Annotated in this window: 21 protein-coding genes; 13 read left to right on the top strand and 8 right to left on the bottom strand. The window is 41.6% G+C overall.

Annotated elements, in window-relative coordinates:
* Positions 1-50: 50 nt before the first annotated feature.
* Positions 51-1,874: a DUF885 domain-containing protein gene (locus tag CWB80_RS03435; protein WP_138600814.1), complete on the bottom strand. Its 1,824-nt coding sequence runs from the start codon at positions 1,872-1,874 to the stop codon at positions 51-53.
* 147 nt (positions 1,875-2,021) lie between these two features.
* On the opposite strand from CWB80_RS03435, the gene CWB80_RS03430 reads away from it, so the two are divergent.
* Positions 2,022-3,290, top strand: coding sequence for a Xaa-Pro dipeptidase (locus tag CWB80_RS03430; RefSeq protein ID WP_138600812.1), 1,269 nt, complete (start codon positions 2,022-2,024; stop codon positions 3,288-3,290).
* Between the two features lie 149 nt (positions 3,291-3,439).
* On the top strand, positions 3,440-5,896 hold the full coding sequence (locus CWB80_RS03425; protein ID WP_502704998.1) for a TonB-dependent receptor: 2,457 nt from the start codon (positions 3,440-3,442) through the stop codon (positions 5,894-5,896).
* Between the two features lie 85 nt (positions 5,897-5,981).
* On the opposite strand, the gene CWB80_RS03420 is transcribed toward CWB80_RS03425, so the two are convergent.
* Together CWB80_RS03420 and adhP are read right to left on the bottom strand one after the other, a co-directional pair.
* The gene (locus CWB80_RS03420; protein WP_138600810.1) at positions 5,982-8,648 is read right to left on the bottom strand and encodes a TrlF family AAA-like ATPase; all 2,667 of its coding nucleotides are present in this window, start codon (positions 8,646-8,648) and stop codon (positions 5,982-5,984) included.
* 408 nt (positions 8,649-9,056) lie between these two features.
* Positions 9,057-10,067 carry an alcohol dehydrogenase AdhP gene (gene adhP / locus CWB80_RS03415; RefSeq protein ID WP_138600808.1) on the bottom strand — a complete coding sequence of 337 codons (1,011 nt, stop codon included), beginning with the start codon at positions 10,065-10,067 and terminating at the stop codon, positions 9,057-9,059.
* Positions 10,068-10,317: 250 nt separating this feature from the next.
* On the opposite strand from adhP, the gene CWB80_RS03410 reads away from it, so the two are divergent.
* The gene (locus tag CWB80_RS03410) at positions 10,318-10,875 is read left to right on the top strand and encodes a GbsR/MarR family transcriptional regulator (protein WP_054552053.1); all 558 of its coding nucleotides are present in this window, start codon (positions 10,318-10,320) and stop codon (positions 10,873-10,875) included.
* Between the two features lie 232 nt (positions 10,876-11,107).
* Positions 11,108-11,521 carry a hypothetical protein gene (locus CWB80_RS03405; RefSeq protein WP_138600806.1) on the top strand — a complete coding sequence of 138 codons (414 nt, stop codon included), beginning with the start codon at positions 11,108-11,110 and terminating at the stop codon, positions 11,519-11,521.
* Positions 11,522-11,758: 237 nt separating this feature from the next.
* On the opposite strand, the gene CWB80_RS03400 is transcribed toward CWB80_RS03405, so the two are convergent.
* Together CWB80_RS03400 and CWB80_RS03395 are read right to left on the bottom strand one after the other, a co-directional pair.
* The gene (locus CWB80_RS03400) at positions 11,759-12,784 is read right to left on the bottom strand and encodes a lytic murein transglycosylase (RefSeq protein ID WP_138600804.1); all 1,026 of its coding nucleotides are present in this window, start codon (positions 12,782-12,784) and stop codon (positions 11,759-11,761) included.
* Positions 12,777-13,058 (bottom strand): YcgL domain-containing protein, encoded by a 282-nt coding sequence (locus CWB80_RS03395; RefSeq protein WP_054552050.1) that lies wholly within the window; start codon positions 13,056-13,058, stop codon positions 12,777-12,779. Before CWB80_RS03395 ends, CWB80_RS03400 begins: the two co-directional genes overlap by 8 nt.
* A gap of 156 nt (positions 13,059-13,214) precedes the next feature.
* Here CWB80_RS03395 and minC point away from each other — a divergent pair, with 156 nt between their 5' ends.
* Genes minC through minE form a run of 3 tightly spaced genes read left to right on the top strand, consistent with a single transcriptional unit; the run spans position 13,215 to position 14,999 of the window.
* Positions 13,215-13,919, top strand: coding sequence for a septum site-determining protein MinC (gene minC / locus CWB80_RS03390; RefSeq protein ID WP_138600802.1), 705 nt, complete (start codon positions 13,215-13,217; stop codon positions 13,917-13,919).
* A gap of 5 nt (positions 13,920-13,924) precedes the next feature.
* Positions 13,925-14,734, top strand: a complete 810-nt coding sequence (gene minD, locus CWB80_RS03385) for a septum site-determining protein MinD (protein ID WP_054552048.1) — start codon at positions 13,925-13,927, stop codon at positions 14,732-14,734.
* A gap of 1 nt (position 14,735) precedes the next feature.
* Positions 14,736-14,999 (top strand): cell division topological specificity factor MinE, encoded by a 264-nt coding sequence (gene minE / locus CWB80_RS03380; protein WP_054552047.1) that lies wholly within the window; start codon positions 14,736-14,738, stop codon positions 14,997-14,999.
* A 38-nt stretch (positions 15,000-15,037) separates the two neighbouring features.
* On the opposite strand, the gene CWB80_RS03375 is transcribed toward minE, so the two are convergent.
* Both CWB80_RS03375 and CWB80_RS03370 read right to left on the bottom strand, forming a co-directional pair.
* Entirely contained in the window at positions 15,038-15,454 is a 417-nt protein-coding gene (locus tag CWB80_RS03375) for a GNAT family N-acetyltransferase (RefSeq protein WP_138600800.1), read from the bottom strand.
* A gap of 73 nt (positions 15,455-15,527) precedes the next feature.
* On the bottom strand, positions 15,528-18,317 hold the full coding sequence (locus tag CWB80_RS03370; protein ID WP_138600798.1) for a TonB-dependent receptor: 2,790 nt from the start codon (positions 18,315-18,317) through the stop codon (positions 15,528-15,530).
* A gap of 389 nt (positions 18,318-18,706) precedes the next feature.
* On the opposite strand from CWB80_RS03370, the gene CWB80_RS03365 reads away from it, so the two are divergent.
* Together CWB80_RS03365 and CWB80_RS03360 are read left to right on the top strand one after the other, a co-directional pair.
* A complete protein-coding gene (locus CWB80_RS03365) occupies positions 18,707-19,435 on the top strand; it encodes a copper homeostasis protein CutC (RefSeq protein WP_171041483.1) in 729 nt (242 codons plus the stop codon).
* A 2-nt stretch (positions 19,436-19,437) separates the two neighbouring features.
* Complete coding sequence (locus tag CWB80_RS03360) at positions 19,438-20,298, top strand: glucosamine kinase nucleotide-binding domain-containing protein (RefSeq protein WP_138600794.1); 861 nt, start codon at positions 19,438-19,440, stop codon at positions 20,296-20,298.
* Here CWB80_RS03360 and CWB80_RS03355 read toward each other — a convergent pair.
* Complete coding sequence (locus tag CWB80_RS03355; RefSeq protein WP_138600792.1) at positions 20,295-21,020, bottom strand: AraC family transcriptional regulator; 726 nt, start codon at positions 21,018-21,020, stop codon at positions 20,295-20,297. The genes CWB80_RS03360 and CWB80_RS03355 overlap by 4 nt on opposite strands.
* A 162-nt stretch (positions 21,021-21,182) precedes the next feature.
* Between CWB80_RS03355 and CWB80_RS03350 the strand changes: the two genes are divergently transcribed.
* From CWB80_RS03350 to CWB80_RS03335, 4 genes are read left to right on the top strand one after another with little or no spacing between them, the layout of a single operon-like run.
* Entirely contained in the window at positions 21,183-22,343 is a 1,161-nt protein-coding gene (locus tag CWB80_RS03350) for a Gfo/Idh/MocA family protein (RefSeq protein ID WP_138600790.1), read from the top strand.
* A gap of 6 nt (positions 22,344-22,349) precedes the next feature.
* Positions 22,350-23,402 carry a sugar phosphate isomerase/epimerase family protein gene (locus CWB80_RS03345; RefSeq protein ID WP_138600788.1) on the top strand — a complete coding sequence of 351 codons (1,053 nt, stop codon included), beginning with the start codon at positions 22,350-22,352 and terminating at the stop codon, positions 23,400-23,402.
* A gap of 32 nt (positions 23,403-23,434) precedes the next feature.
* The gene (locus CWB80_RS03340; protein WP_138600786.1) at positions 23,435-24,655 is read left to right on the top strand and encodes an MFS transporter; all 1,221 of its coding nucleotides are present in this window, start codon (positions 23,435-23,437) and stop codon (positions 24,653-24,655) included.
* 26 nt (positions 24,656-24,681) lie between these two features.
* The gene (locus CWB80_RS03335; protein WP_054552038.1) at positions 24,682-25,374 is read left to right on the top strand and encodes a 3-keto-disaccharide hydrolase; all 693 of its coding nucleotides are present in this window, start codon (positions 24,682-24,684) and stop codon (positions 25,372-25,374) included.

Here is a 25,374-nt window from a genome sequence, read left to right as displayed (position 1 = left end):
CATTCTAGCGTAAAGCCAGCATGCGCGCAAAGTTTAGCGTGTTTGAGCGATTACTTTTGCTCGTTAACCCAACGCTTAATTTTCTCTTCAAGAATTGGCATCGGTAATGCGCCATCAATCAGAACTTGCGTATGGAAAGCTTTAATGTCGAACTTATCGCCTAGCTCTTTGCTCGCGTAGTCACGTAGTTCTTGAATTTTGAACTGACCTAACTTGTACGACAGCGCTTGGCCCGGCCATGCAATGTAACGCTCAACTTCGGCGATAATGTCGCTTTCGGCCATTGATGAGTTAGCCAACATGTAATCAATACCTTGTTGACGTGTCCAACCTTTTGCATGAAAACCAGTATCAAGCACTAAGCGCATTGCACGTAATTGCTCATCTGATAAACGGCCGTACCACATGTAAGGGTCGGTAAATAAGCCAAGCTCTTTACCTAAACTTTCTGCATACAATGCCCAACCTTCTGCAAATACCGTGTAGCCACCGAATTTACGAAACAGCGGTAGTCCTTCAATTTCTTGTTGCAAGGCAATTTGAAAGTGGTGACCCGGCGCGGCTTCGTGAATAGACAAGGTTTCAAGTAAAAACTTAGGCTGTGCTTTTAGATTAAAGGTATTGATATAAAAAATACCTGGGCGTGAGCCATCTGGCGCTGGCGACTGGTAAGATGCACCCGCAGCTGATTCAGCGCGGAAATCTTCAACTGCTTTTACAACGTATGGCGCTTTTGGCGCAATATCGAACATTTGCGGCAGCTTAGCATCAATCTTTTCTTTTACTGCTTCGTACGCAGCAATTAGCTCTTCTGGCGTATCGTAGTAAAACTCATCTGAGGTTCTAAGGTGTTCAAAAAACGCTTTTAAATCGCCTTCAAAACCAACAGTCTCTTTGACTTTTTTCATCTCAGATAAAATGCGCGATACTTCGTTTAAACCAATGTCATGAATTTCATCGGCGTTTAGGCTAAGCGTTGTATGCTGTTTAATTTGATACTCATACCATGCTTTACCATTTGGTAGGTCGCTGTAACCAATGCTTTCACGGGCATTTGGAATGTATTCATTCGCTAAAAAGTCAGCCATTTTTTGATACGCAGGCACTAAACGTTCGCTGATCATCGCCGTGTACGCGCTTGTTAGCTGTGCTTTTTGCTCGTCGCTGAAAGATTCAGGTAACTGAGCAATTGGCCCCCAGAATAATGACTCTTCTGGTTTTTCTACAATATGAGTTTGAAATTGCGGTAATAGTTTTTCAGCAAGCGGTTTAGGAAGAACCACTTTGTCTTTCATGCCTTGACGCATTGATTGCTCAACACTGTCTAACCACGCGATGAAACCATCAGCACGTTTTTCAAATGCTTGATAATCTTCCACCGTGTTAAAAGGTTGTGCACTTTGCCCAGAGCCTAACGCAGCAAAGGTATTATGTGCCCCGCCCATTTGGTTAATTGGCATTAAGTAACTTGGAAATTGAGCACCTTCAATCGCAAGGTCTAAATCGCGCGCTAGAATTTCGTAGCTCAATAATGACTGACCCTTTAATTGCGCTTTGTCGATATTTGCTAATTTATTTTGGTATTCTTTAACAAAATTAAGCCGCTCGTCGCGGTTGGCTTTACTAATGGGTGCAATAAATTGATCGTTAAATTCGCTACGGCCAATGTAAGTGCCGCTAACAGGGCTAAATTTTAAACCTGCTTCAAAGTAATCTGCTAGTAATAAATCAAGTTGCTCTGTGGCTGACGTTGCGCTTGGTGCTTGTTTGCTTACTGCCTGCGTTGTTTTTTCGTTGCTTGGCGTTGATTCATTACAACCAAGTAATGCAAACATCACTGCCGAACTAAGTAGTGCTAGTTTTACGTTTTTCATTCTTTCCCTGCCCTTATATTAAGTACGCGTAAATTATGAGGGTTTAGTTCCCTATTTAGCAAGTATCGCTGCAACTTATCGCAGTTTATTTACACTTTGTAAGCTGATTGCTAGAGTGGCGGCTCGACTTACCAATTTTGAATAAAAATGAAAAAGACAGCTCTTGCTATTAGCCTAGGCCTAGCTTGCCTAACCTCTTTAAATACCTACGCAACTACCTACTTATCGGCAAAAGCCATGGTAGATGTAAATTCAGGTAAATTGATTAAATCACCACTTATCAGTATAGATAATGGTCAAATTACAGCTGTACAAAGCAATAAACAGCCAAACTTAAAAGACGGCGATAAGCACATTCAATTACCAGAACTGACTTTGCTGCCGGGTTTAATGGATATGCATGTGCATTTAACGAGCGATCCTACCGTGCCGCGCAGTGAGCGAATTGGTCAATCGATTCCGCGTAAAGCAATTAAAGCGGCACACTTTGCCGAAAAAACACTGTATGCAGGTTTTACAACGCTGCGTAACTTAGGCGCAGAAGGCTACAGCGTGATTGCAGTACGCGATGGCATTAATGCAGGCGATATTATTGGCCCGCGTATTTGGGCGGCTGGCCCGTCTTTAGGTGTTACTGGCGGTCACTGTGATAACAACCGTTTACCACCAGAAATGAAATACACCGCCGAAGGTGTTGCTGATGGCCCATGGGCAGTGCGCGCTAAAGTACGGGAAAACATTAAGTACGGTGCTAATGCTATTAAGTTTTGCGCTACAGGCGGGGTATTTTCAAAAGGCACAAAAGTCGGTATTCAACAATATAGCCAAGATGAAATGAGCGCCATTGTTGACGAAGCTCATTTACGTGGCCTAACCGTTGCAGCCCATGCGCACGGTACCAGTGGTATTAAAGCGGCCATTGTTGCCGGTGTAGACAGTGTTGAGCACGTTAGCTTTGTTGATGACGAAGCCATTAAACTTGCGAAAAAACACGGCACTTGGTTCTCAATGGATATTTACAACACTGAGTACACCCTTGCCTTTGGCGAACAAAACGGGGTTGCAGAAGAAAACCTCAATAAAGAACGCCAAGTATCTAAAAAGCAACGCGATAGCTTTAGCCGTGCAGTAAAAGCAGGTGTAAACATGGTATTTGGTACCGATGCAGCGATTTACCCTCATGGCGATAACGCAAAGCAGTTTTCGCGTATGGTTGAATTTGGTATGACACCGCTGCAAGCATTGCAGTCTGCCACCATCAATAGTGCCAAACTACTTAAAGCTGATAATCAACTTGGGCAAATCAAAAGCGGTTTCTTAGCCGATATTATTGCCGTTAAAGGCAACCCGCTTGAAAACATTGCAGTACTTGAAGATGTACAATTTGTAATGAAAGACGGTAAAGTTTTTAAATAAGCGACAATGTTGGCTTTGCACTTGCAAAGCCAACCACACCTCATGTAACCATTTTGAAAACAAATTTACCAACAAAAAACACACCCGTTAAAAAAATGTATCTAGGTTAAAAAAATACTCATAATGGTTAAATAAAACTTGAAATGAAAATGTCTCGCATTATCATTGCCGAAAAATTTCGACAATTACCTATAATCATGACATATAAATATTCAATTTTAGCCCTAGCCTGCTTAAGCGCATTCAATGCAAACGCCAACGATTTAGACTCAGTTGAACGTATTACCGTTTACGACAAACAAAACCGTGTGGTACTTGAATCTGGCCTTGTCACAAAGTCAAATATGACCCTAATGGAAACACCTGCACCTGTTGTAGTTGTTGATCAAGAGCTTATCAACTCGCAAGGCGCAACTAACTTACAAGACTTAGTGCGTAACATCAGTGGTGTAACCCAAGCCGGTAACAACTACGGTATTGGTGATAACTTAGTGATCCGCGGTTTAGGCGCTAACTATACTTACGATGGCATGTATGGCGGTGCAGGCCTAGGTAACACCTTTAACCCTACACGCTCAATGACCAATGTTGAATCTGTAGAAGTACTTAAAGGCCCTGCAACAGGTTTATATGGTATGGGTAGCGCAGGTGGTGTTATCAACCTAATCGAGAAGAAACCACAATTTACTGAAAAACACACGGTAAATGCAGAACTTGGTCAATGGGATAGCTACTCATTAGGCTTTGATAGCACAGCAGCATTAACCGACAACCTTGCTTATCGCGTTAACGCAAAAACCGCTCGCAGCGATGGCTACCGCGACTTAAAAGACGACCGTGATGAAATTTATGGCGCGTTAAAATACGTATTAAGCGACAAACAAGACATCATGATTTCTGCCGCTTATATTAAAGATGCCATTGCCGTTGACTCAATTGGCCACCCTATTCGTATTTTTAACAGCGACTCAGTGAATGGCAAAACCGCAGGTGAAGTAACCGCCGCCGATTTAATTAACGACGCAACTGCACAAGGCCTGCAACTAACCGAACAGCAACGCCAACAATTAGCTGACTCACTGGCAGCAAATGATGGCCTAACACCTTACACTTTTGGTCATAACGGTATCATCTCGCCAATGGCGAATGACAACGAAGGCGAAGAGCTGCGCTTTAAGTTAACCCATAACTACTTTATTACTGATAATTTATTTTTAAATCAGCAATTACAATACCGTAATTACGAATCGAGCTTTGCCCGCCAAACGGGTGCTTATAACTATGTTTATTGGAACCGTAATGGCGTGATCAATGCCGACCCGCGCGCTCCTTTAGTGGTTGATGACGTACTTTACCCATTTGCAGCGCGTCGCCAAGAATACCGCCAAGTAGAGGCTGACGAGAAATCATGGCAATACTTTGCTGACTTACGTTATGACTTTAGCTTTGCCGGAATCGATAACGAACTACTTGTAAACGCCAACTACGAAGACCGCGATATTCGTTTTAAACAATACTCAATTTACGATGCCGACAAGGTCATTAAAAACAAAGATGGAGAGGTTATTTACCAAGGTCAATTACCTTACATTTTTGATATTCGTAACCCGAACTGGGGCGAAGGCAGCTTTTACGACTACGATCCGCTAAAAACCAGCGATTACAACAAAAAGGTTCAAGCTTGGGGTGTGGGTATTCAACATGTTGCCTATATTCACGACACTTTCACAACCCGTGTAGGTGTTGCGTTTAACCGTATTAAACAAAGCTACGAACACTTTGGTGTTGATGCGCGCTACCGCGCTAGTGCCGCCGAGCCAACACCAGAAGCAGATACATCAGACAGCGGTATGACCTACAACCTAGGTGCAACCTACAAACTTAGCGATGATATCTCGTTCTTTGTAAACCACTCTAAAGGCCGTACTGCCTACAGCGTACTTGGTAGTGTATCGGGTAACGAAGCAGACCGCGATGACGCCGAGTCAGTCAGTAACGACATTGGTATGCGTGTAAAAGCCTTTGACGATCAACTACTGGCATCACTTGTGGTATTTGATAGTGCCCGTACCAACCTTGAGTATGCCAACCCAGAGTACGAAGCCGGTGTATCTGATGCCTCAGTACCAAAAAGCTTTTACGATGGTGAAGAGCAAACCAAAGGTGTTGAGCTTGATTTAAATGCCGATTTAAACGAGCAGTGGAAACTTAACGTAAACGCGGTGTATCAAGACGCTCGCGATAAGAAAAACCCTAACTCATCATCTTTCGATACTCGCCAAAAAGGTGTGCCTTATGTAACAGCAAGCAGCTGGTTAAGCTATGACGCTAAATGGTTTGATTTAGCCGAGCCACTGACAATTAGCGCAGGCGTACAATATGTTGATGACCGCAGCACAAACTCAACCTCGTTTGGTATACCTGATGGCTACGTACCGAGCTACACGGTTTACGACGCCGCCATTCAATACCAAACAGATGATTGGAAACTACAGTTAAACCTAAATAACTTGTTTAACAAAACCTATTACTCAAAAGCAATGTTCTTAGGCGGAATGCCAGGTGAAGAGCGTAATGCTAAATTAACCTTTAGCTACACACTTTAATTGTGAAATAGATAGCAAAAAGCGCGGCTTATTTGGGTCGCGCTTTTTGTTTTATTTAGTGAGAGCGTGTTTGAGTAGTAGGTTTTTAGGCTAATTCTTGAATACCATATTTGCGCTCTCTTTTCTCGAAAGCATAACTCCCACCTTCCAAAATATTACAAACCTCTGCTCTTATACCTTTGTTTTCCTTAACATTACCATCTTCAACGGAACCTGAAGTATAGCGGATGCTATCACCTTGGTTATCAGCAATAATGATTTGTTCTGCGTCGGTATTTACCACCAAGTTTGCATTGTGAGTAACTATGATAACTTGTCGATATTTTTTAATTTTCCTAAACAGGGGAACCAGCTGTGACATAATAAATTCATTGTCTAAGTCATCCTCCGGCTGATCAAATACAAATGGACTGCCGAACGGATCTGTTGCTAATTTTAAACAAACGTAGAAAGTACCCCGTTGACCTACGGATAATTTATTGACTGTTTTACCTTTGTACTGGAAATCTGCATTTGCATATAGGTACTTTCTAATATTTGAAGGTGAGTAGAGGTAATTTAACAACTCAAATCGTCCTCCTTTATTAAAGAACTCAGGCTTCCAAAAGAACTCCTCAATTCTTGTTGGAACTCCATCACAGTTGATGATTTTTTCGCCGGAAAGAAGCTTGAAAAAGTCATCAATAGATCTTACGCAAAATGTTTCTTGTAACCGTTCAAAAGTAGATTTTTCAATTGTGTTTCTGAATTTACCTCGATTTAGGCATTCTTCAATTCCACTGTAAAAATGATTTACATTAAATACGACACGACCATTAATATGTATGTCTGAAAGAATTTCCTGAACTAATTCATTTTGCTCATCATTCCAGCCGGGCTGTTTTATCTTCAACTTTTGAAAAGCCTGATCTATATTGTCTTTTTGGAAATCTATATACTCTTTATACTTTAATGCAAGTTCACCACGCTCTTTAACAAATTCTTGATAATCCTTCGTCTTTTGGTTTATCTCATATAATTTTGATGACGCCTGATCAATAGATTTTTGATATTCAGTCACTTTGCTTAACAGGGATGATATATCTTGATTGATACCTTGTTCTCTAAACTGTCTCGCTATTTCACTATTTGATTCAGTTAGTACTTCTATTTCCTTATTGCATATATCAATATTTTGATTAATGGGAGTTTTAATCAAAGACTCATCAATTAATGGTGCCAGATTGGTTGAGCAAGAATTGGAATTTAAGAGTATGATTTTCTGATTTATTTCTATTGCGTGCCGATTCAACAGAGCTAGGGTACCTCTTGCTTCATCAATGAAGTTATTTTTTTCATTAATACTCTTTGAATTCTTTTGATATTGTTCAATTAATAGCTTATTTTGTGGATTGGTAAGTGTCCCTATTAACTGAGTATTATTATCGATAACGCTTTGTTGATATTGTTGCGTATTAATACGCTGATTTTGAGAATCAACATCTTCCCAATATTCAACGAACGTGCGATATTTACTCAAGTTATTTGATATTTCAGAGCTGGTAACAGAATCAAATTCCGCACGATGAATTCCTAACATTCTTTTAATTTCACCACTTAGATCATCAGGCTTTTGGCTAAAGTGTTGAACATCTCCTTGAGAAACATGCAAATAGGAGTAGGTATTTGCCGATGAGTCAAACTTTAATATTGTCCCATCACCTTGATCTAGTTCAACGCAAAGACTTTCTCCACTTACTCTTCGTGCATTTGAGTGCTCAGATTGATGATTGAATCTTGAATGCATCGCATCTAGAAAAAGGCTTTTACCTGTCCCTCTCCCGCCCACTATTGTGACTAGGTTTGGATTTAATGGGATAGTTTGACTAAAAAAGCTAATATCCTCTCCAGCAAATACCTTTCCACCTAACTCAACTGATTTAAACCAAGGCTTTATATATGTATTTTCGACAAAGTCGTCAGTTTGCTGAACTCTCAGATCTGGCTCAATAATAGATTGCCTTAAGCCTTCAAAGGTTGGTTTAGCCTTAACCCAAGAGTACATTGTTCCTATATCTTCCAACTTGTGAGCATCTGAAGCATGAAAAACCGGCTTTTGCTTAGCTGATGGATATCTATTCTCTTTAAGGAAAAAGTTCCTGTCTTGAGGTCGGCCTAAGATAATTTGACACCGTTTCTCTATTTCTAGTGCAACTGCTAGTGACCTCCCTTCCGTCATATCAGGTCTAAAGCCACCATAACCATTTGGGCAAGCTGCTATTAAAAAATCGACTCCAAACTTTAAGTTGTTATTTAGATGAGCTAGCAATGAATCAAATTTTACAATCGCTTCAGATGTTTTAATTTGGCAGTCAGTAAAAGACTGTTGGGAGCAATAGATATGCTTGCCTTCAGAAGTTGTATTGGAGATTGGAAGAGTGGATAAAATGCTGTTTATCTGCTGACTGGTAATATTTTCCGAAAATATACAATGGACGTTAATCCACTCACCGTCTTTATTTTGTTGATCAATACGAAACTCGAGGTTTCCTAAAACTGTATGTTCAACACCTTTCTCTTGAAACTTTCCTCTGATTTCATCTAATTCATTATCTTTAAAGAAAAAGTAATTGGTAATACCGGTTAGGCTAAGTTCTGAAGAGATTATTTTGTCAACAAACTCGTCTATAGTAGAGGCCCCATATTCATTAGCTTGATGAGTATATGGTGAGTGAATGTGTAAATCCCATTTACTCCAAATTGATCCAATCATTTAATCTCCTTGAGTTTTAACTGTTGCCAAGTGTGCGCATAGGGCCTAACATTTTAGTATTTATGCAACACGCAGTTTGTATTACGTGATCGCTTGTTTGACTAAGCAGCTACCTGCTCGGTGTGTCAGAGTTGGTGTTGTTTATGCTATGGGAATTTGTTTTTAGTAGCTCTCACTTTCCTAGCTAATTTAATCAGCTTAGCTAGTGTTATGTATGCTTTCCCTGCATTGCTCAGTATGTGTTCAGTTATCATTACACCTAACTTTGGCTAGATATGCAATTATATTTTTGCCAAGACAAATGTAGTAGACCAATAGTTTAACTTATTGATCCCAAATATAATAAAGACTGCCAGCTTCGATTGAGCCACTCAACCAAACCTGACAGTAATAGTTAATTAACCTAGCTTAAAGCGTCATCACGATTCGACCAGTGATGTCGCCTTTAAGCATATCGTCAAAAATATCGTTGATATCTTCTAGGCGTTTTTCTTCAATAATGGCTTTAACTTTCCCTTTGGCAGCAAAGTCGAGGCATTCTTGTAAGTCTTTGCGCGTACCAACGATAGAGCCTACAACAGACACCCCATTTAATACTGTATCGAAAATTGGCAGTGGCATATCTTCGGGTGGTAAACCTACAAGTACGCATTTACCGCCACGGCGTACGCTTTTATAAGCTTGCTCAAAACCGGGTTTTGATACGGCAGTGCACACAACACCATGTGCCCCGCCCACTTGTTCAAAAATGGTTTCTGAAGGTACTTGCTTTATAAAATCTATGGTGATGTCTGCGCCAAGTTCTTTGGCTAGTGCTAACTTGCTCTCGCCAGTATCAACGGCAATCACATTAAAGCCCATTGCTTTTGCGTATTGCACTGCTAAGTGACCAAGGCCGCCAACACCGACAATTGCAACCCAATCGCCCGCCTTAGCATCAGTCACTTTAAGCGCTTTATAGGTTGTAACCCCCGCACAAAATAGTGGTGCGGCTTCTGAAAAACCTAATCTTTCAGGGATTTTAACCACGTAATCGCCATGGGCTACACAGTACTCGGCGTAACCTCCATCAACTGAATACCCAGTGTTGTGCTGTTCAAGGCATAAGGTTTCTTTACCTTCTAAACAAAACTCACAATGACCACAGGCGCTGTATAACCAAGGAACACCGACACGGTCGCCTACTGATAAGTGTTTAATGTTTGCGCCTACTTTTTCGATAGTACCTACCCCTTCATGGCCCGGCACTAATGGCATTTTGGGTTTAACTGGCCAATCTCCATGACAAGCATGTAAATCTGTGTGGCACACTCCACACGCGGCAATTTTAACTAGCACATCGTTAATTCCCACCTCTGGGCATGGGATATCTTCGATTGTTAATTTACCTTTGTACTCTTTATTTACTGCAGCTTTCATAACCTTCCTCCATGGTATTATTGGATTTCAGCCTATACGATAAACTTATTAACTGTCACTATTATTGATCCACATCAAATAGCCTTTCACTGCGGTATTTAATTAAACCACACTTTAAATTCAATAACTTAAAACTAAATAATGGCGTATCTACACTTTAGTAGTAGCAGATTGCATAGTGGCTATTTCTTTTAGTTATACCCCGAGCGTGCTAGCATTTAATTTCTGAAATTTTTGAATACTAAAAATTATGAGCCTATCTGAAAAAAACTTAGCTTTTGTTATGCACTGCGGTGAAATGGGTAGCCGTTGGGGCTTTAACCGCACCATTGGTCAAATGTGTGGATTATTAACCATTACTAAAGAGCCAATGACCGCCAATGAAATTGCCGATACCTTAAGTATCTCGCGCGGAAACGTAAGTATGGGCATTAAAGAGCTACAGTCTTGGCGCTTAATTAAAGTGCATCATATTCCGGGTGACCGTAAAGAATACTACGGCCCTGCTGGCAGCATTTGGGATATGGCCAACCGCGTATTCGAAGAGCGTAAAAAGCGCGAGATAGACCCTACCCTTAGCCTGCTTCGCGATAACATTTTAGAAGAAGCCCACAATGATGATGAACGCTTTGCTCAGCAGCAAATGCAAGAAATTCATGACCTGCTCGAAACTGTAACCAAATGGTCTGCAGAGCTACAACGCTTAAGCCCTGAACAACTTCAAAGCCTAATGAAACTAGGCTCTGGTATTGGTAAGGTACTTGATTTTAAAGATAAGATTTTGAAAAAACCGGGGAAAGGGGAATAAGTTAGCGAGTTGCTAGGGGAAAGTTTGTAGGAGGCGTTTCAACGCCGAGTGTTTGAGGTTCACGGCTGAAGCCGTTCCTACGGGACTCACCGTAGGCGTGAAACTTGTTTCGCGCGCTCTCTTGTAGGCCGTGCTTTAGCGCGTTTTGAATGGATAGTCATAACTACTCTTGCCTTTGCTATACTAATAATTAAGCGTTTATTTACGTTCTGACTTAAATGGATATTAAGCTATGTATAAAGAGACAGAAATAAATTACTCGTTAATTATTATTTTATTAGTAATTAGTGCCTTTATAATTTTCTCGCCTGAACTGGCTGACCTCAAAATAATTATATTATCGATAAACCTGCTTGTTACTTTGTTGTTCTTTTCACTAACAATAGTCATCGATGAGCAAAAGCTTCGTTGGTATTTTGGGTTTGGGATTATTAGCAAAGATGTTGAATTATCTCAGATTGCACAGGCCTCAGCTTACAAAACAAAGTGGTATCAAGGAATTGGCATTCGTATGCTAAATGATGGCTGGTTATACAATGCATCAGTTGGACAAGCAGTTAAAATAACTTTAACTGACGGAAAAAACATATACCTCGGCTGTAAAGACGTAGAGGCACTGCAACAAGCACTCAAAGTAAAGGTTTAAAATTGTATCGAGGGGAAAGTTACAAGAGCAAAGTTAGCAAGTAAAGTTTAATAATTTTGTATTTTTCCTCTTAAGCGCAGCGCCTCTTGGCCTCTTTGTGAGTAATTCACTTAGAGATCTTTTGCAGTAGTAATATTTAACATAAAAAGCGCGAGATAAACTCGCGCTTTATGCAAATCCCCTAGTACCTAGTACCTAGTTACCTAGTTACCTAGTTACCTAGGCTCTAGTATCTAATTACTTAATCGCTGGGTAACCGATGCGGTCAGATAAGTAACCAACACTGGTTGCAAAGTAATACGAGCGATTCCAGTGCATAAGTGCTTTGTAGTTATCGTAGGCTAGGTACATACGGCCGTTTACGTCATCTGGCATTACCATTGCGGCGGTAACATCAACGTTTGGTAAGTCGCTACCATCCATTTTACGAACACCGATTGCTTGCCAATCAGCAAGGCTGCGCTCTGACTCTTTCCAATACTCTAACCATTGGCTGCGTGTTTTAGTGCCACGCTTAAGAATATTTGCGTTATCAAAGCCTTCAGGTAGTTTAACTTGGCGGCCCCAGGTTAAATCATCGTTCCAACCTGCTTGCTTAAGGTAGTTAGCAATTGAAGCAAAGGCGTCTTCTTCTGTAGTCCAAATGTCTTTGCGGCCATCACCATTGTAATCAACAGCGTAGGCGTTAAATGAGGTTGGCATAAACTGAGTTTGCCCCATTGCACCAGCCCATGAGCCTTTGAACTTATCTAGGGTAATGTGACCCTCTTTTAAGATATCAAGCGCTGCCCAAAGCTGGTTTTTATACATGGTTTCGCGGCGACCATCAAAAGCAAGTGTAACTAATGATGCAATGACACTGTGACCACCTTGGATTTTACCAAAGTTACTTTCAAGGCCCCAAAGTGCAACAATAAAGCGTGCTTGAACGCCGTATTCTTTAGCGACTTTTTCAAGAACGTCTTGATTTTCTTTGTATAGCTTACGCGCGCGGTCAATTTTCCATTGCGGCACACGTTTTGGTAAATAAGTTTCGAGGGTTTCTTTTACTTCAGGCTGATTTTTATCAGCTGAGATCACTTTCTTTTTGAATTTAGCTGTTGCAAGTGCTTGATCAACTAAGGCTTCATCATAGCCTTTTTCAAGTGCTTCTTTTTTTAATGCTGCAACGTAAACGTCAAAATCAGCTTGTGTCTTTTGTTCTGCCAATACTGAAGTACTTAGTGAAGCACTGAGTAAAATGACGGCAAGTTTTTTAATCACTCTCAACTCCCTTGTCTTTTTTAAATTGGGTTAACAAATTTTCTTCCGGCGGAGGTAATTGCAAGTAGAACCCTTGGTCAATTAACGCTTGCTTAACCGCGTCTAAGTCTGCCACACCTAACTTTTCACGGCTTGCTAGATTAATCATCATCACGTACTTAGGTTGACCAAACGTTTCTAGTAATGGTTCAGGTACGCGTGAGAAATCATCTCTTTTTTCTACAAAAAGGTATGTATCCGCTTTTTTAATACTTTTATACACCGCAGTTAGCATTATGGCCCTATAATATCTTGCTTAACGAAGGCGCACACTATAACATGAGTGATATAATAAGTTAGAAAAAATAGATTAGATTTTTAATGTATATGCCTTGTTCAGCCTGTGTTTATACTTAAATAATGCTAATCCAGACAATTCAATTGAGCGTGTATGTCGGAACAAATTTTTGAATTAAAAGGGAACCTTTTTACGTTATCTGTTTTACATTTATTTTCAGCAGATACAGCCCTTTTAAGTAAGCAGTTAGATGAGAAAATCGCCCAAGCACCTAAGTTCTTTGCCGGTGCGCCTATCGTAATCAACTTAAGCGACGTACAAGATGAAACGCTTGATTTCTCTTTCTTAAAATCAATGTTAAGCGGCCTTTCGTTAAACCCTGTTGGGGTTTGTAATGGCTCTCAAGAGCAAAACGAAAGCGCAAAAGCTGCGGGCCTGTCGGTGTTAAATTATTCACAAGACGTTAAGGGTGCAACCGCTAAACAACAAACAAATACATCTATCGTTGAAAAAACCGTTCACCTGCCTGCGCAAGTTATTCATGGCACTGTACGTTCGGGCCAGCAAGTGTATGCAAAAGACCGCGACCTAATCGTAATTGGTGCTGTAAGTCATGGCGCCGAAGTGATTAGCGATGGCAACGTGCACATTTATGGCACCCTTCGCGGCCGTGCAATTGCAGGGGCTAAAGGTTACAACGAAGCAAATATATTTTGCCAAAAATTAGAAGCAGAACTTGTTTCGATTAATGGTAGTTATTGGATCAGCGACTCTCTACAAGGTGAACACTGGGGTAGCGCAGTACAAATCCAACAAAAAAATGATTCATTAGAAATTTCAGCTTTGGTTAAAGGATAAATCTCATGGCAAAAGTGATTGTCGTTACTTCTGGTAAAGGTGGTGTTGGTAAAACCACATCGAGTGCTGCGATTGGCACAGGTTTAGCGCTTAAAGGCTTTAAAACCGTTATTATCGACTTTGATATTGGTCTACGTAATCTTGACCTTATCATGGGTTGTGAACGCCGTGTTGTTTATGATTTCGTAAACGTAATCAATGGCGAAGCTAACCTAAATCAAGCACTTATTAAAGATAAGCGCGTTGATAAGCTACATATTTTACCTGCCTCACAAACCCGTGATAAAGACGCCCTAACCCGTGACGGTGTTGAGCGCGTACTAAACGAGCTGAAAAAAGATTTTGATTACATTGTGTGTGATTCTCCAGCAGGTATCGAAGCTGGTGCAATGATGGCAATGTACTTCGCTGATGAAGCGATTGTAACAACGAACCCAGAAGTATCATCAGTACGCGACTCTGACCGTATTCTTGGCATTTTACACAGCAAATCAAAACGTGCTGAAGAAGGCCTTGAAAGCGTAAAAGAACATCTACTATTAACTCGCTATAATCCTGAGCGTGTTGAAAAAGGCGAAATGCTTTCGGTAGAAGACGTACAAGAAATCTTAGCGATTAAACTACTGGGCGTTATTCCTGAATCACAAGCTGTACTTAGTGCATCAAACTCTGGTCAACCGGTTATCCTTGATGGTGAATCGGATGCAGGCCAAGCATACACAGATGCAATCAATCGTTTATTAGGCGAAACTGTTGATTTTCGTTTCTTAGACGTAGAGAAAAAAGGCTTATTTAAACGGATTTTTGGAGGTTAATGTGTCTTTACTTGACTACTTCCGCTCAGAAAAGAAAAGCAGTGCGTCATTAGCAAAAGAGCGATTGCAGATCATTGTCGCGCACGAACGTTCACAGCGTGGTACACCAGATTACCTACCACAGCTAAAACAAGACATCCTTGATGTTATTCGTAAATACGTGAATGTAAACACTGATGCAGTTCAGGTGCAGTTTGACCAAAACGAAGATGACTTAGCCGTACTTGAGCTAAACGTCACCTTACCTGACGAAGAAAAGAAATAGTCAAAATTGGGCGCTTAGTTTTTTAACAGCGCCCTTTTTTATTTCTGCCACTGCATATGAAACTCATAGTCGTCTTCGCCTAGAGTTTTAAACCCTGCCCGTTGATAAAGCCCATAAGCTGGATTCGCTTTTAGCACCGTTAAATTTATCTCTGCTGTTTGCGCTTTAAGTGCATCTAACACCTTAGTGCCTAATCCTTTGCCCTGCTCTTTAGGTGCAATTTGTAGCTGTAATAAACTGATTGCTTGGTTACTCACGATGAACTTGGCAGCGCCTACACATTGCCCATCATTTAACACTAAATGACTGTGCTCAAAATGCTCTGCCACTCTTGCTTGATGTTGCTCAAGTGATAAAAATAACCCCTGATTTTCTAAGTGCTCAACCATGGTATTTAATCTTAAGTCGAGTAAATAGGCTTTGTCTTGCTCTGTAGCTGTTACAAATTCAATCATTATTGTCTTAAAAAAGAAAAAGGTACTTTAATAAAAGTACCTTTTTAGGTTGCAACAAACAACATGCCTATGGTTAAAAGTTATAATTTGCGCCTAAGTAAAAACGACGGCCTGAATATTGATTATAGGTAAAGCGATTACTTTGTTTCCAATAACCTTCTTCTAATTCTTCTGTTAGGTTTACAACTGACGCGGTAAACGAAAGATCCTCTGTTAAGTTATAAGAGGCATTCACATCAAGCTGACCATAGTCTTTGGTATAAAAGTTGTATCCTTTATGTATGCCATTAGCACGGTCATCTTTCCAGTTATACGACGCACGAACACTAAAGTCGTCATTCTCAAAATACACCGACACATTATATTGGTGCTTAGCGGTGCCTGGTATTTCGGCCTCTGTTTTTTGTCCGTCTGTCGAGACTTCGCTGGTGCTGGTATCTGTGTAGGTATAGTTAGTTAAAATACCAAAACCATTATCAAACGAGTGCTGGAAGAACAGCTCTAAGCCTTCTGATTTTGCATCACCGCCACCTACTTTGGTGTTCATTTCGACCTCAATTGGGCCGTTACAACAATCGTGTTCACGCTCTACAATTTCTACGGTCGAGATTGGTAAGTTAGAAATATCTTTAGAGAATAAAGTAGCACCCAGTGCAGAACCATCGCCGTAATACCATTCAATACCTAAATCGAATTGGTCAGATAACATAGGTTCAAGCCCTGTGTTTACTGAAGTTCCTCGACCCCGTCCTGTCCATGAATCAGGTGAGTTAATGTTAACAGGTGGACCATAAGTTTCAGACTGGCTTAAATCTGAATAGCTCACTCTTGCCATAGTACGCGCTGCAGCAAAACGAATAACAAGATCTTCGGTTGCATCCCATGCAAGGTTAAAGCTAGGTAATACTTCACTGCCATCGCTACTGCGTTCGTTTGGCTCAGTATCATTATCATCTTGACCAATTACTTCATCGTAGGTCAAGGTGCTCAGCTCTGTATTCACATAACGCACACCAACATTACCGCGAAAATCCTGCCATTCGAAATCAGCTTGTGTGTAAACAGACCAAATTTTCTCTTCAAGTGCATAGGTGCCCGATAGTGAAGGTACAACTGTCTTACTAAAGTTTTCTTTTAAGTAATTATCCAGCGCTCTGAAATCGAACGCTAAAAAGTTAAATGCGCCTGTATCACCCGCGCTGTTATCAACTACATGGTCGCTCACCAATGTTGGCGCATCTGGGTGAAAATCTGGATTATGGAACCACTCAGTTCCTGGTAAGTAACCGCGGTAACCGCCGTTATCAGCGATGCCGTCATCCCAACGAAAGTCGTTACGAATACCTTTAATTTCGTGGTCGCGGTATTTACCACCCACATAAACACGAGTGAAAAAGTTGCCATCGAGGTCAAATTTTACATCTGTTTGAATGTAATCTTCTGAGTCTTCATTTTCAGATGAATAAGAATCAAACCAATCATAATATTGGTACGCTTGTTTATCGGTGGCTAAATCAGTCGACACTTCGTAGCTTGGTTTCCCGCCTTTGGTTGACCAGTGCCAACTATTTACTGAACCTAAACGCGCATCTATATTGGCGTAGGTTTCTTTTGAAGTACCGCCTTCAGCTTCGGTATGACCCAGTTTTAATGTCACGCTGTAAGTATCGCCATAATAGGTGCCTTCAAAATCATAGGTATTTGATTTTGACTCGCCAAAACGCTCACGCCCTGTTAACTGCGGCGATAACAAACCTCGGCGAACAGCTACACCGCCATTTACATCGGCATCCCCCCAATTATTATCATTGAGTAGACCATTATCGCCATTACCGTAGGCAACCACGGTATCACCGTCTAGTTCAACACCAAAATAGGGGTTGTGATTATCATTCCACTCAGCAAAAAATACTTCTTGTCCAACTTGGTCATAACTTAATTTTGCGCCAAAATAATTAAAACTCAGATCTAAACGGTCTGTTGGCATCCATTGAATTGCAACTTGATAACCATCACGGTCACGGTCTTGGTCTGCATTTTTAACATGTATACCAGATGATGCCCATACATCGTCATATACCTCCCCTGTTGCTTGATCTACTATCGCAGGTTGATCTGCGTCTTCAGCTGTGTTCGAATAATATCGCCAACCAAAAGACTCGTTCGAAATAGTTACCACTTTCCTTTCCTGACGAGTATAGCCGGCAAGTACACCAAAGTTTTCGTCGTCATTTTTCCATGAATACAGCACGTTAACTTGCGGCTTAGTGTCTTCAGACACATCATCGTAAGTCACCTCTGCACTTAACGCCCCTGAATTTGCTTCCATCTCAAGCGGTTTACGGGTGTGTAAAATAACCGTACCACCAATACCGCCTTCATCGATGCGTGCTTCTGCACTTTTGTACACTTCTACACTTTTGATCATGCTTGAAGGCAATAACGTGTAATTAAAACTACGGGTAGGAGTACCAGAACCTGATGAAGCAATATAGTTACCGTTTAATTGGGTGAGAGTCCAATCCGGTGACGTACCACGAATACTAACGCGGCTACCTTCGCCACCGTCGCGGTCAATCAAAACGCCCGATACACGTTGCAAAGAATCAGCGACATTTTTATCAGGAAACTTACCAATATCCTCTGCGGTGATTGCATCAACGGTAGCCGTTGAAAGTCGTTTTATTGCTAAGTTTTCTGCAGTTGAAGAACGAATACCACGTACTTCAATCACTTCTACATCATCATTTGCTTGCTCTGCTGCATAGCTTGTATTAATTGCCGCCAGTAGCGAAATCAAAATTGCATTTCGCTTAAAATGCCTTCCCTGCCCTTTTGTTTTTATTACAGTTTGCTTGCCCATGCCTATCTCCAGTTGTGTGTTCTGTTTTGTTTAAGAGGCTTTAGCCTCTCAAAAAACGATTTATTGTTGTCGGTTTTTAAACTGATTATCGGTAGTTAACAGCTTGTTAAACTCAAACTCAGAATAGGGTGAGCGGTCAAAAAGTGATAATAAAAATTCGGTGAGAGATATGACAAAATCGGCGTTTGGAATATTTTATATTCATTTTTATAATTTCTGCTTTATAGTTAGGCCTGTCGTTGCAGAGCTAGTTCACTCATCAACACAGACTTAGTTAAAATAGTAACTAATTGATAGTAAACACCAAATTATTTTTCATTACAATTTTAAGTTTACGTTAAATTAATTAACAAATGAGTAGGTGTAATAGATATGGTAAAAACACGTCCATGAACAATGGTAAATTTCTTGAAGTATGCCTCAACGAAGGGTGCTTAAAGCAGCTTGTTAACAACATTTCAATGGCTAGTAACTTAGGTGCAAAACGCTTTGAGCTATGCAGTAATTTACACCTAGGTGGCTTAACACCAAGTGTTAATGCGATTGATTGTGCTGTAAAAAGCCTAACCAATAACGCAGAGTTAGTGGTGATGATACGCCCCAAAGCAGGTAATTTTTTTGTTAGTTCTGAATGTCACCAAGTTATGCAAAAACAAATAACAATGGCCGCTAATGCAGGAGCGCATGGCGTGGTATTTGGTGCAGTAAAACACGGCGAACTTGATTTAGAGGTGACCCGCTCTTTAGTTACCACCGCCAAACAACATGGCCTGATGGTGACTTTTCACCGTGCATTCGATACCCTTACAAACCCGTTAAGCGCACTTGAGAAACTGATTAGCTTAAAGGTTGACCGCATCTTAACAGCGGGCACGCCATGGCAAAGCGATCAAACTGCATTTGATGGTCTAAATCAGCTCAACACATACTTAGCACACAGCGCTAATCAGATAGAAATTGTTATGGGGGGTGGCGTTACTTTAGAAAACGCGGCAACACTTTGGCAATTAATAAAAAACCATTCAGCAAAGGCGGCTGTGCATGTACACTCATGCGTGCACAACGAAAATGGTGCAATTAATGCTGAGGCTATCAATAAGCTACTTTCAAAGGATTAAGCATGGCAACGTATTTTTTAGGTATTGATGGCGGTGGCAGTAAGTGTAAAGTTCGTTTAGAAAACGAAAACGGCTCATTGCTGAGTGAAGCCATAAGTGGTTCAGCAAATGTGGCCACCAGCTGTCAACAAAGCCAAGAGTCAATACTTCACGCTACTGAACTTGCATTTCTTGAGGCTGGGCTTGCATTAAGCGAGCTGAAAAACACTTATGTGCATGCAGGGCTTGCCGGAGCTAATATCGACTCTGCCTATCAAGCTATGACCAAGTGGCAGCACCCTTTTGCCAAGTTTACCCTGTCAACAGATATGCTGATTGCCTGTAAAGGCGCGCATCAACACCATGATGGCGCAGTGATTATTCTGGGCACGGGCTTTTGTGCGGGTTACCAGCAGCAAAACCAATTTAGCGAATTAGGTGGCTATGGTTTATTACTGAGCGATGGTGCCAGTGGGGGTTGGTTAGGCTTACAACTTTGCCGTAAAGCATTTGCAGTACTTGATGGTGTTGCGCAAAGTTCTGCAGCAATAAATACCCTACTCACCCAGCTTAACTGCGACTCAAGCCAAGCGTTAAGTCAGCGTTTAATATCAGCGCGCCCTGCAGAGCTTGCCAAATTTGCGCCACTCGTTTTTAGCCATTCTGACGATGCTTTTTGTCAGCAATTAATCAATGAAGCGTGCGCATACATTACCCGCTATATCACTTACTTTGAAAAACAAGGTATTGAAAAAGTCACCTTGATGGGCGGCATTGCCAGTGCCATCACGCCTTACTTAACTGATGCCAGTAAAGCGCATCTAACCCCCGCCCTTGCCAGTGCAGAGCAAGGGGCTATTTTAATGGCGAGAGAGGCAATTTAATCGCCTAATTGCGAGCGCATTTGTGAAGGGATTTCGCCAAACAAACGCCGAAATTGTTTGCTGAAGTAACTTGGCTCAGAAAACCCGCACTGGTAGGCCACTTGTGAAATGGGCAGTTGCGTTTCAATTAGCAGCTTACGGGCATTTTCAAGACGCACTTCGTTAATAAATTGATTAGGTGTTTTCGCTAAGTGCTTTTTAAAACGACGCTCTAAAGCACTTACCGACAAATGCGCAAGCTCTGCTAATTCATCAATGCTGATCTGACGATGGTAATGCTCGCGAATAAATTTTACCGGCTCTTCAATAGCCCTTACATGAGAAAGCGCTTTTGAGGTTTTTTGTAGATGTCGGGTCACTCCATAAGTGCCAATCACATTGCCATCGTGATCTTTTAAAGCATGCTTTGATGTAGAAAACCAACCAAGCTCACCTTGTTGGGTTTGGTTAAGCTCTAAACGGTCGGTTACTATGTAGCCTTCCATCACCCGTTTATCGTCATTGACGTACTGAAACGCAAGGTGCTTTGGTGAAAAATCGAAGTCTGTTTTTAGCAGTATTTGCTCCAGTGTTTTATAACCCTGATGCTCAATAAAATGCTGATTACAATGCAAGATTCTACTATCTGTGTCTTTTACCCAAAAGAGGATATCTGGCAGTAAATCAAATGCAGCAATTAGCTGATTTACGCCAGCTTTTTTTATTATATCTTGAATATCCATCGCTTAATTTTATCTCAATAAAGAACAGTCCCATATATTTTAAACGCCGATTTTGTTTCATTGTCAACCGAATTTTTATTAGCGCTTATTGGCTAAGCTTTCCTATTATCAATAACATGATATTAACAGTAGCAAACGCTATTTAAATTAGGAGCGCTTAAGATGAGCAAAGCTAAGATCCGCATGGCAATGGTAGGCGGTGGCGATGGTGCCTTCATTGGCGCTATTCATCGAATTGCAGCGCGATTAGACGGAATGATAGAGCTTGTTGCAGGCGCATTCAGTTCAGACGCAAACAAATGTAAAGCAACTGGCGAATTACTTGGGCTTGATAGCAGCCGCTGCTACGACAGTTACCATACGTTATTTACCGAAGAAGCAAAATTACCCGCTGATGAGCGTATTGATTTTGTGGCTATTGTTACGCCAAACCATTTGCATTTTCCGGTCGCGCAAATGGCGCTTGAACATGGTTTTCATGTGCTCTCAGATAAACCTGCAACGCTTACTCTCGCAGAAGCAGGGCAATTACAAAGCATTATTGCAAAGCAGCAGGTTTTATATGGGTTAACCCACACTTACACTGGTTACGCTATGGTCAAAGAAGCCAAGCATCGCGTAAAAGCTGGCGAGCTCGGCAGCATACGTAAAGTCATTGTTGAGTACACTCAAGGCTGGTTAGCACGCAGCGAAGACGAAGGTTCAAAACAAGCGAGCTGGCGTTTAGACACCAGTAAGTCTGGCATTAGTTGTTGTATGGGCGACATCGGCGTGCATGCAGCTAACTTAGCCGAGTATGTCTCTGATCTCGAAATCACTGAGCTTTGCGCCGATTTAAATCATGTGGTTGAAGGCCGAGCCCTTGATGATGATGGCACAGTGCTACTTAGATTCAATAATGGTTGTAAAGGCGTTTTACTGGCAAGCCAAATTGCTATTGGCGATGAAAACAACTTACGCCTGCGTATTTATGGCGATAAAGCCAGTCTTGAGTGGTCGCAACTTGAGCCTAATAGCTTATGGCTAAGAGGCCACAATCAAGCCGCCACATTACTTAGAGCGGGCGTGGGTGAATTACACCCTGACACGCAAAATGCCCTACGCGCCCCTGCCGGTCACCCAGAAGGCTACCTTGAAGCCTTTGCCAATATTTACCGCAATTTTGCAGCGCAGATCCACGCATTTAAGCAAGGCGATAACGCAACAAATTCAGCATTTGATGTGCCTGGCATCAATGAGGCTGTGCGGGGTATGGCGTTTATTGAGCATGTTGTTGCTTCATCGAAGCAAGATACTAAATGGCACAAATTACAGATTGGATAAAAAAGAATGAATAAAATCAAAGGGCCAGCAATATTTTTGGCGCAGTTTATTTCAGATCAAGCCCCTTTCAATAGCTTTCGTGGTTTATGTGAGTGGGTAAGTGGTTTAGGTTACAAAGCGATTCAAGTGCCAACCTCAAACCCAACTATTTTTGATTTAGAAAAAGCAGCTCAAAGCCAGCATTACTGCGATGAAGTCACTGGTATTGCCACAGAGTATGGACTTACAATTTCAGAGTTATCAACACATTTGCAAGGCCAGTTAATTGCTGTGCACCCTGCGTACGATGAAATGTTCGATAATTTTGCCGCAGAGCATGTAAAAGGTAACCCTGCAGCGCGAACAAAGTGGGCAACAGAGCAACTGATGATGGCTGCTAAAGCAAGTAAAAATCTTGGCTTAACAACCCATGCGACATTCTCGGGGTCTTTTTTATGGCATACCTTTTACCCGTGGCCACAGCGTCCACAAGGACTTGTTGAACAAGGCTTTAGTGAACTTGCTAAGCGCTGGCTACCCATTTTAGATTGCTTTGACGAGTATGGCGTGGACGTGTGTTATGAATTGCATCCGGGTGAAGACCTACATGATGGTGTTACATTTGAGCGCTTTTTAGCAGCAACCAATAATCACCCACGCGTTAATATTCTTTATGATCCGAGCCATTTTGTATTGCAACAGCTCGACTATTTAGCGTTTATCGATATCTATCATTCGCGCATTAAGGCGTTTCATGTCAAAGATGCCGAATTTATCGCAAATGGCCGTTCAGGTGTTTATGGCGGATTTCAAAACTGGCAAGACCGCCCGGGGCGTTTTCGTTCTTTAGGTGATGGCCAAGTAGATTTTAAGCAAATCTTTAGCAAGTTAACTCAATATGGTTTTGATGGTTGGGCTGTACTTGAATGGGAATGTTGCTTAAAGCACCCAGAAGATGGGGCAAGAGAAGGCGCTGAGTTTATTAAAGCACATTTAATAAACCCAACAGATAAAGCCTTTGACGATTTTGCCAGTGGGGCAACAAACACTGAGCGGAATAATCGAATTTTAGGTTTATAAAACCGACAACAATAGAACACAGGACACACAATATGGACAACAATAATTATAACCGCATTGTCTTTCGGCTTTGCTGTATAGCACTGATTGTGACCTCTATGACCTTTGCCATTCGTGCTGGCATTTTGGGTCAACTTGGCAGTGAGTTTGGCTTAACCGACACCGAATTAGGTTGGGTTAATGCCATGGCATTTTTAGGCTTTCCGGTTGCGACTATGGTCGGCGGTATTATTTATAATGCCATTGGCGCTAAGAAATTAGTGGCGTTAGCGTTTATCTGTCATTTACTTGGCCTTGTTTTGACGATAACAGCTGATGGTTTTTGGGGCTTACTGGTTTCTACCTTTTTAATTGGTTTTGCCAACGGCGCTGTTGAAGCTGGCTGTAACCCGCTGATTGCAGAAATGTACCCTAAAAACACCACCACTATGCTAAACCGTTTTCATGTTTGGTTCCCAGGTGGCATTGTGATTGGCGCACTTGCGTCGAACTTTATGTCGGGAGCGGGTTTAAACTGGCAATGGCAAGTAGCGTTAATTTTAGTTCCTACGGTTATCTATGGCGCTATGCTGATCAAAGCACAATTCCCACGCTTTGATACACGCTCTCACTCTACCAGCAGCAATATTCGCCACTTATTTACGCCGTTATACATCTTTTTAATTGCTTGTATGACGTTTACCGCAACCACTGAATTTGGCACACAACAATGGATTGAGCGTATTTTAGGTTCATCGGGTGCCTCTCCTATGGTGGTATTAGCCTTGATCACTGGCCTAATGGCGGTTGGTCGCTTCTTTGCAGGCCCTATAGTGCATAAGCTCAACCCTACCGGTGTATTACTTGGCTCTGCCATTTGTGCAAGCTTAGGTATCTTCATGATGAGCCAAGCCGAGGGCAGCATGATTTATATAGCGGCCATATTATTTGCTCTTGGGGTTACCTACTTTTGGCCGACCATGCTTGGCTGCGTTGCTGAATACATTCCAAAGTCAGGGGCGCTGGGTATGTCGTTAATGGGCGGTGCAGGCATGTTTGCAATGAGCATCTGGAACCCTGTAATTGGTAGTTGGATAGATACGGCACGCTCATCGGCACAGGCAAGTGGCGCAAGCGCTGAACAAATTGAAATTTTAGCCGGACAGGCTGTATTACAAAACCTACTGATCTTCCCAATTATTTTAATCGTCGCATTCATTGGGTTGCATTTGGTAATTAATAACAACAAACGCACCGAAAAATGTGCGTCTTAAGCAAGTAAATCGTCGAGGAACACACAATGTTTAAATCTCTTAAAGCACTGACTTTAATGCTCACCGTTAGTAGCTGTGCACTCGCTAATGCGGCTGACAATCAGCTTACACAACAAGAAAAGCAAGCTGGCTGGCAGTTGTTGTTTGACGGCAAAGATATGTCGCAATGGCGTAATTTTAAAAGCGAATCTTTAAATCCTGCATGGGTCGTTGAAGATGGCGCTATGACATTAACCAAAGGTGGTGGCGACCTGCTTACTAAAAAGCAGTACCAAAACTTTGAATTACAGATCGATTGGAAAATCTCTACCAAAGGCAATAGCGGTATTTTTGTATTAGCAGATGAAACCGGACAGATGATTTACTCTCATGCGCCTGAAATTCAAATTATCGATAACGAAGAACACCCAGATACCGAAATTGACTCGCACTTAGCGGGGTCAATTTACGATTTATTTGCAGCCCCAGTTGCGGCTCACAAACCAGCAAATAGCTGGAACCATGTACGCATTAAAATGCAAGACAACCACTTACAAGTTTGGCAAAACGGTATTAGCACCACCAGCATTGTAATTGGTAGCACAACATGGAACACCCTTGTTAAAGGCAGTAAGTTTGCAACTTGGAAAAACTTTGCAACGGCTGAACAAGGTCATATCGGGCTTCAAGACCATGGTGACAAAGTGTGGTTTAAAAATATAAAAATCAAGGAGCTATAA

This window comes from Pseudoalteromonas sp. S1650 (genome assembly GCF_005887195.1).
Taxonomy (GTDB): domain Bacteria; phylum Pseudomonadota; class Gammaproteobacteria; order Enterobacterales; family Alteromonadaceae; genus Pseudoalteromonas; species Pseudoalteromonas simplex.
This window is presented reverse-complemented; position numbering and strand designations above follow the sequence as displayed.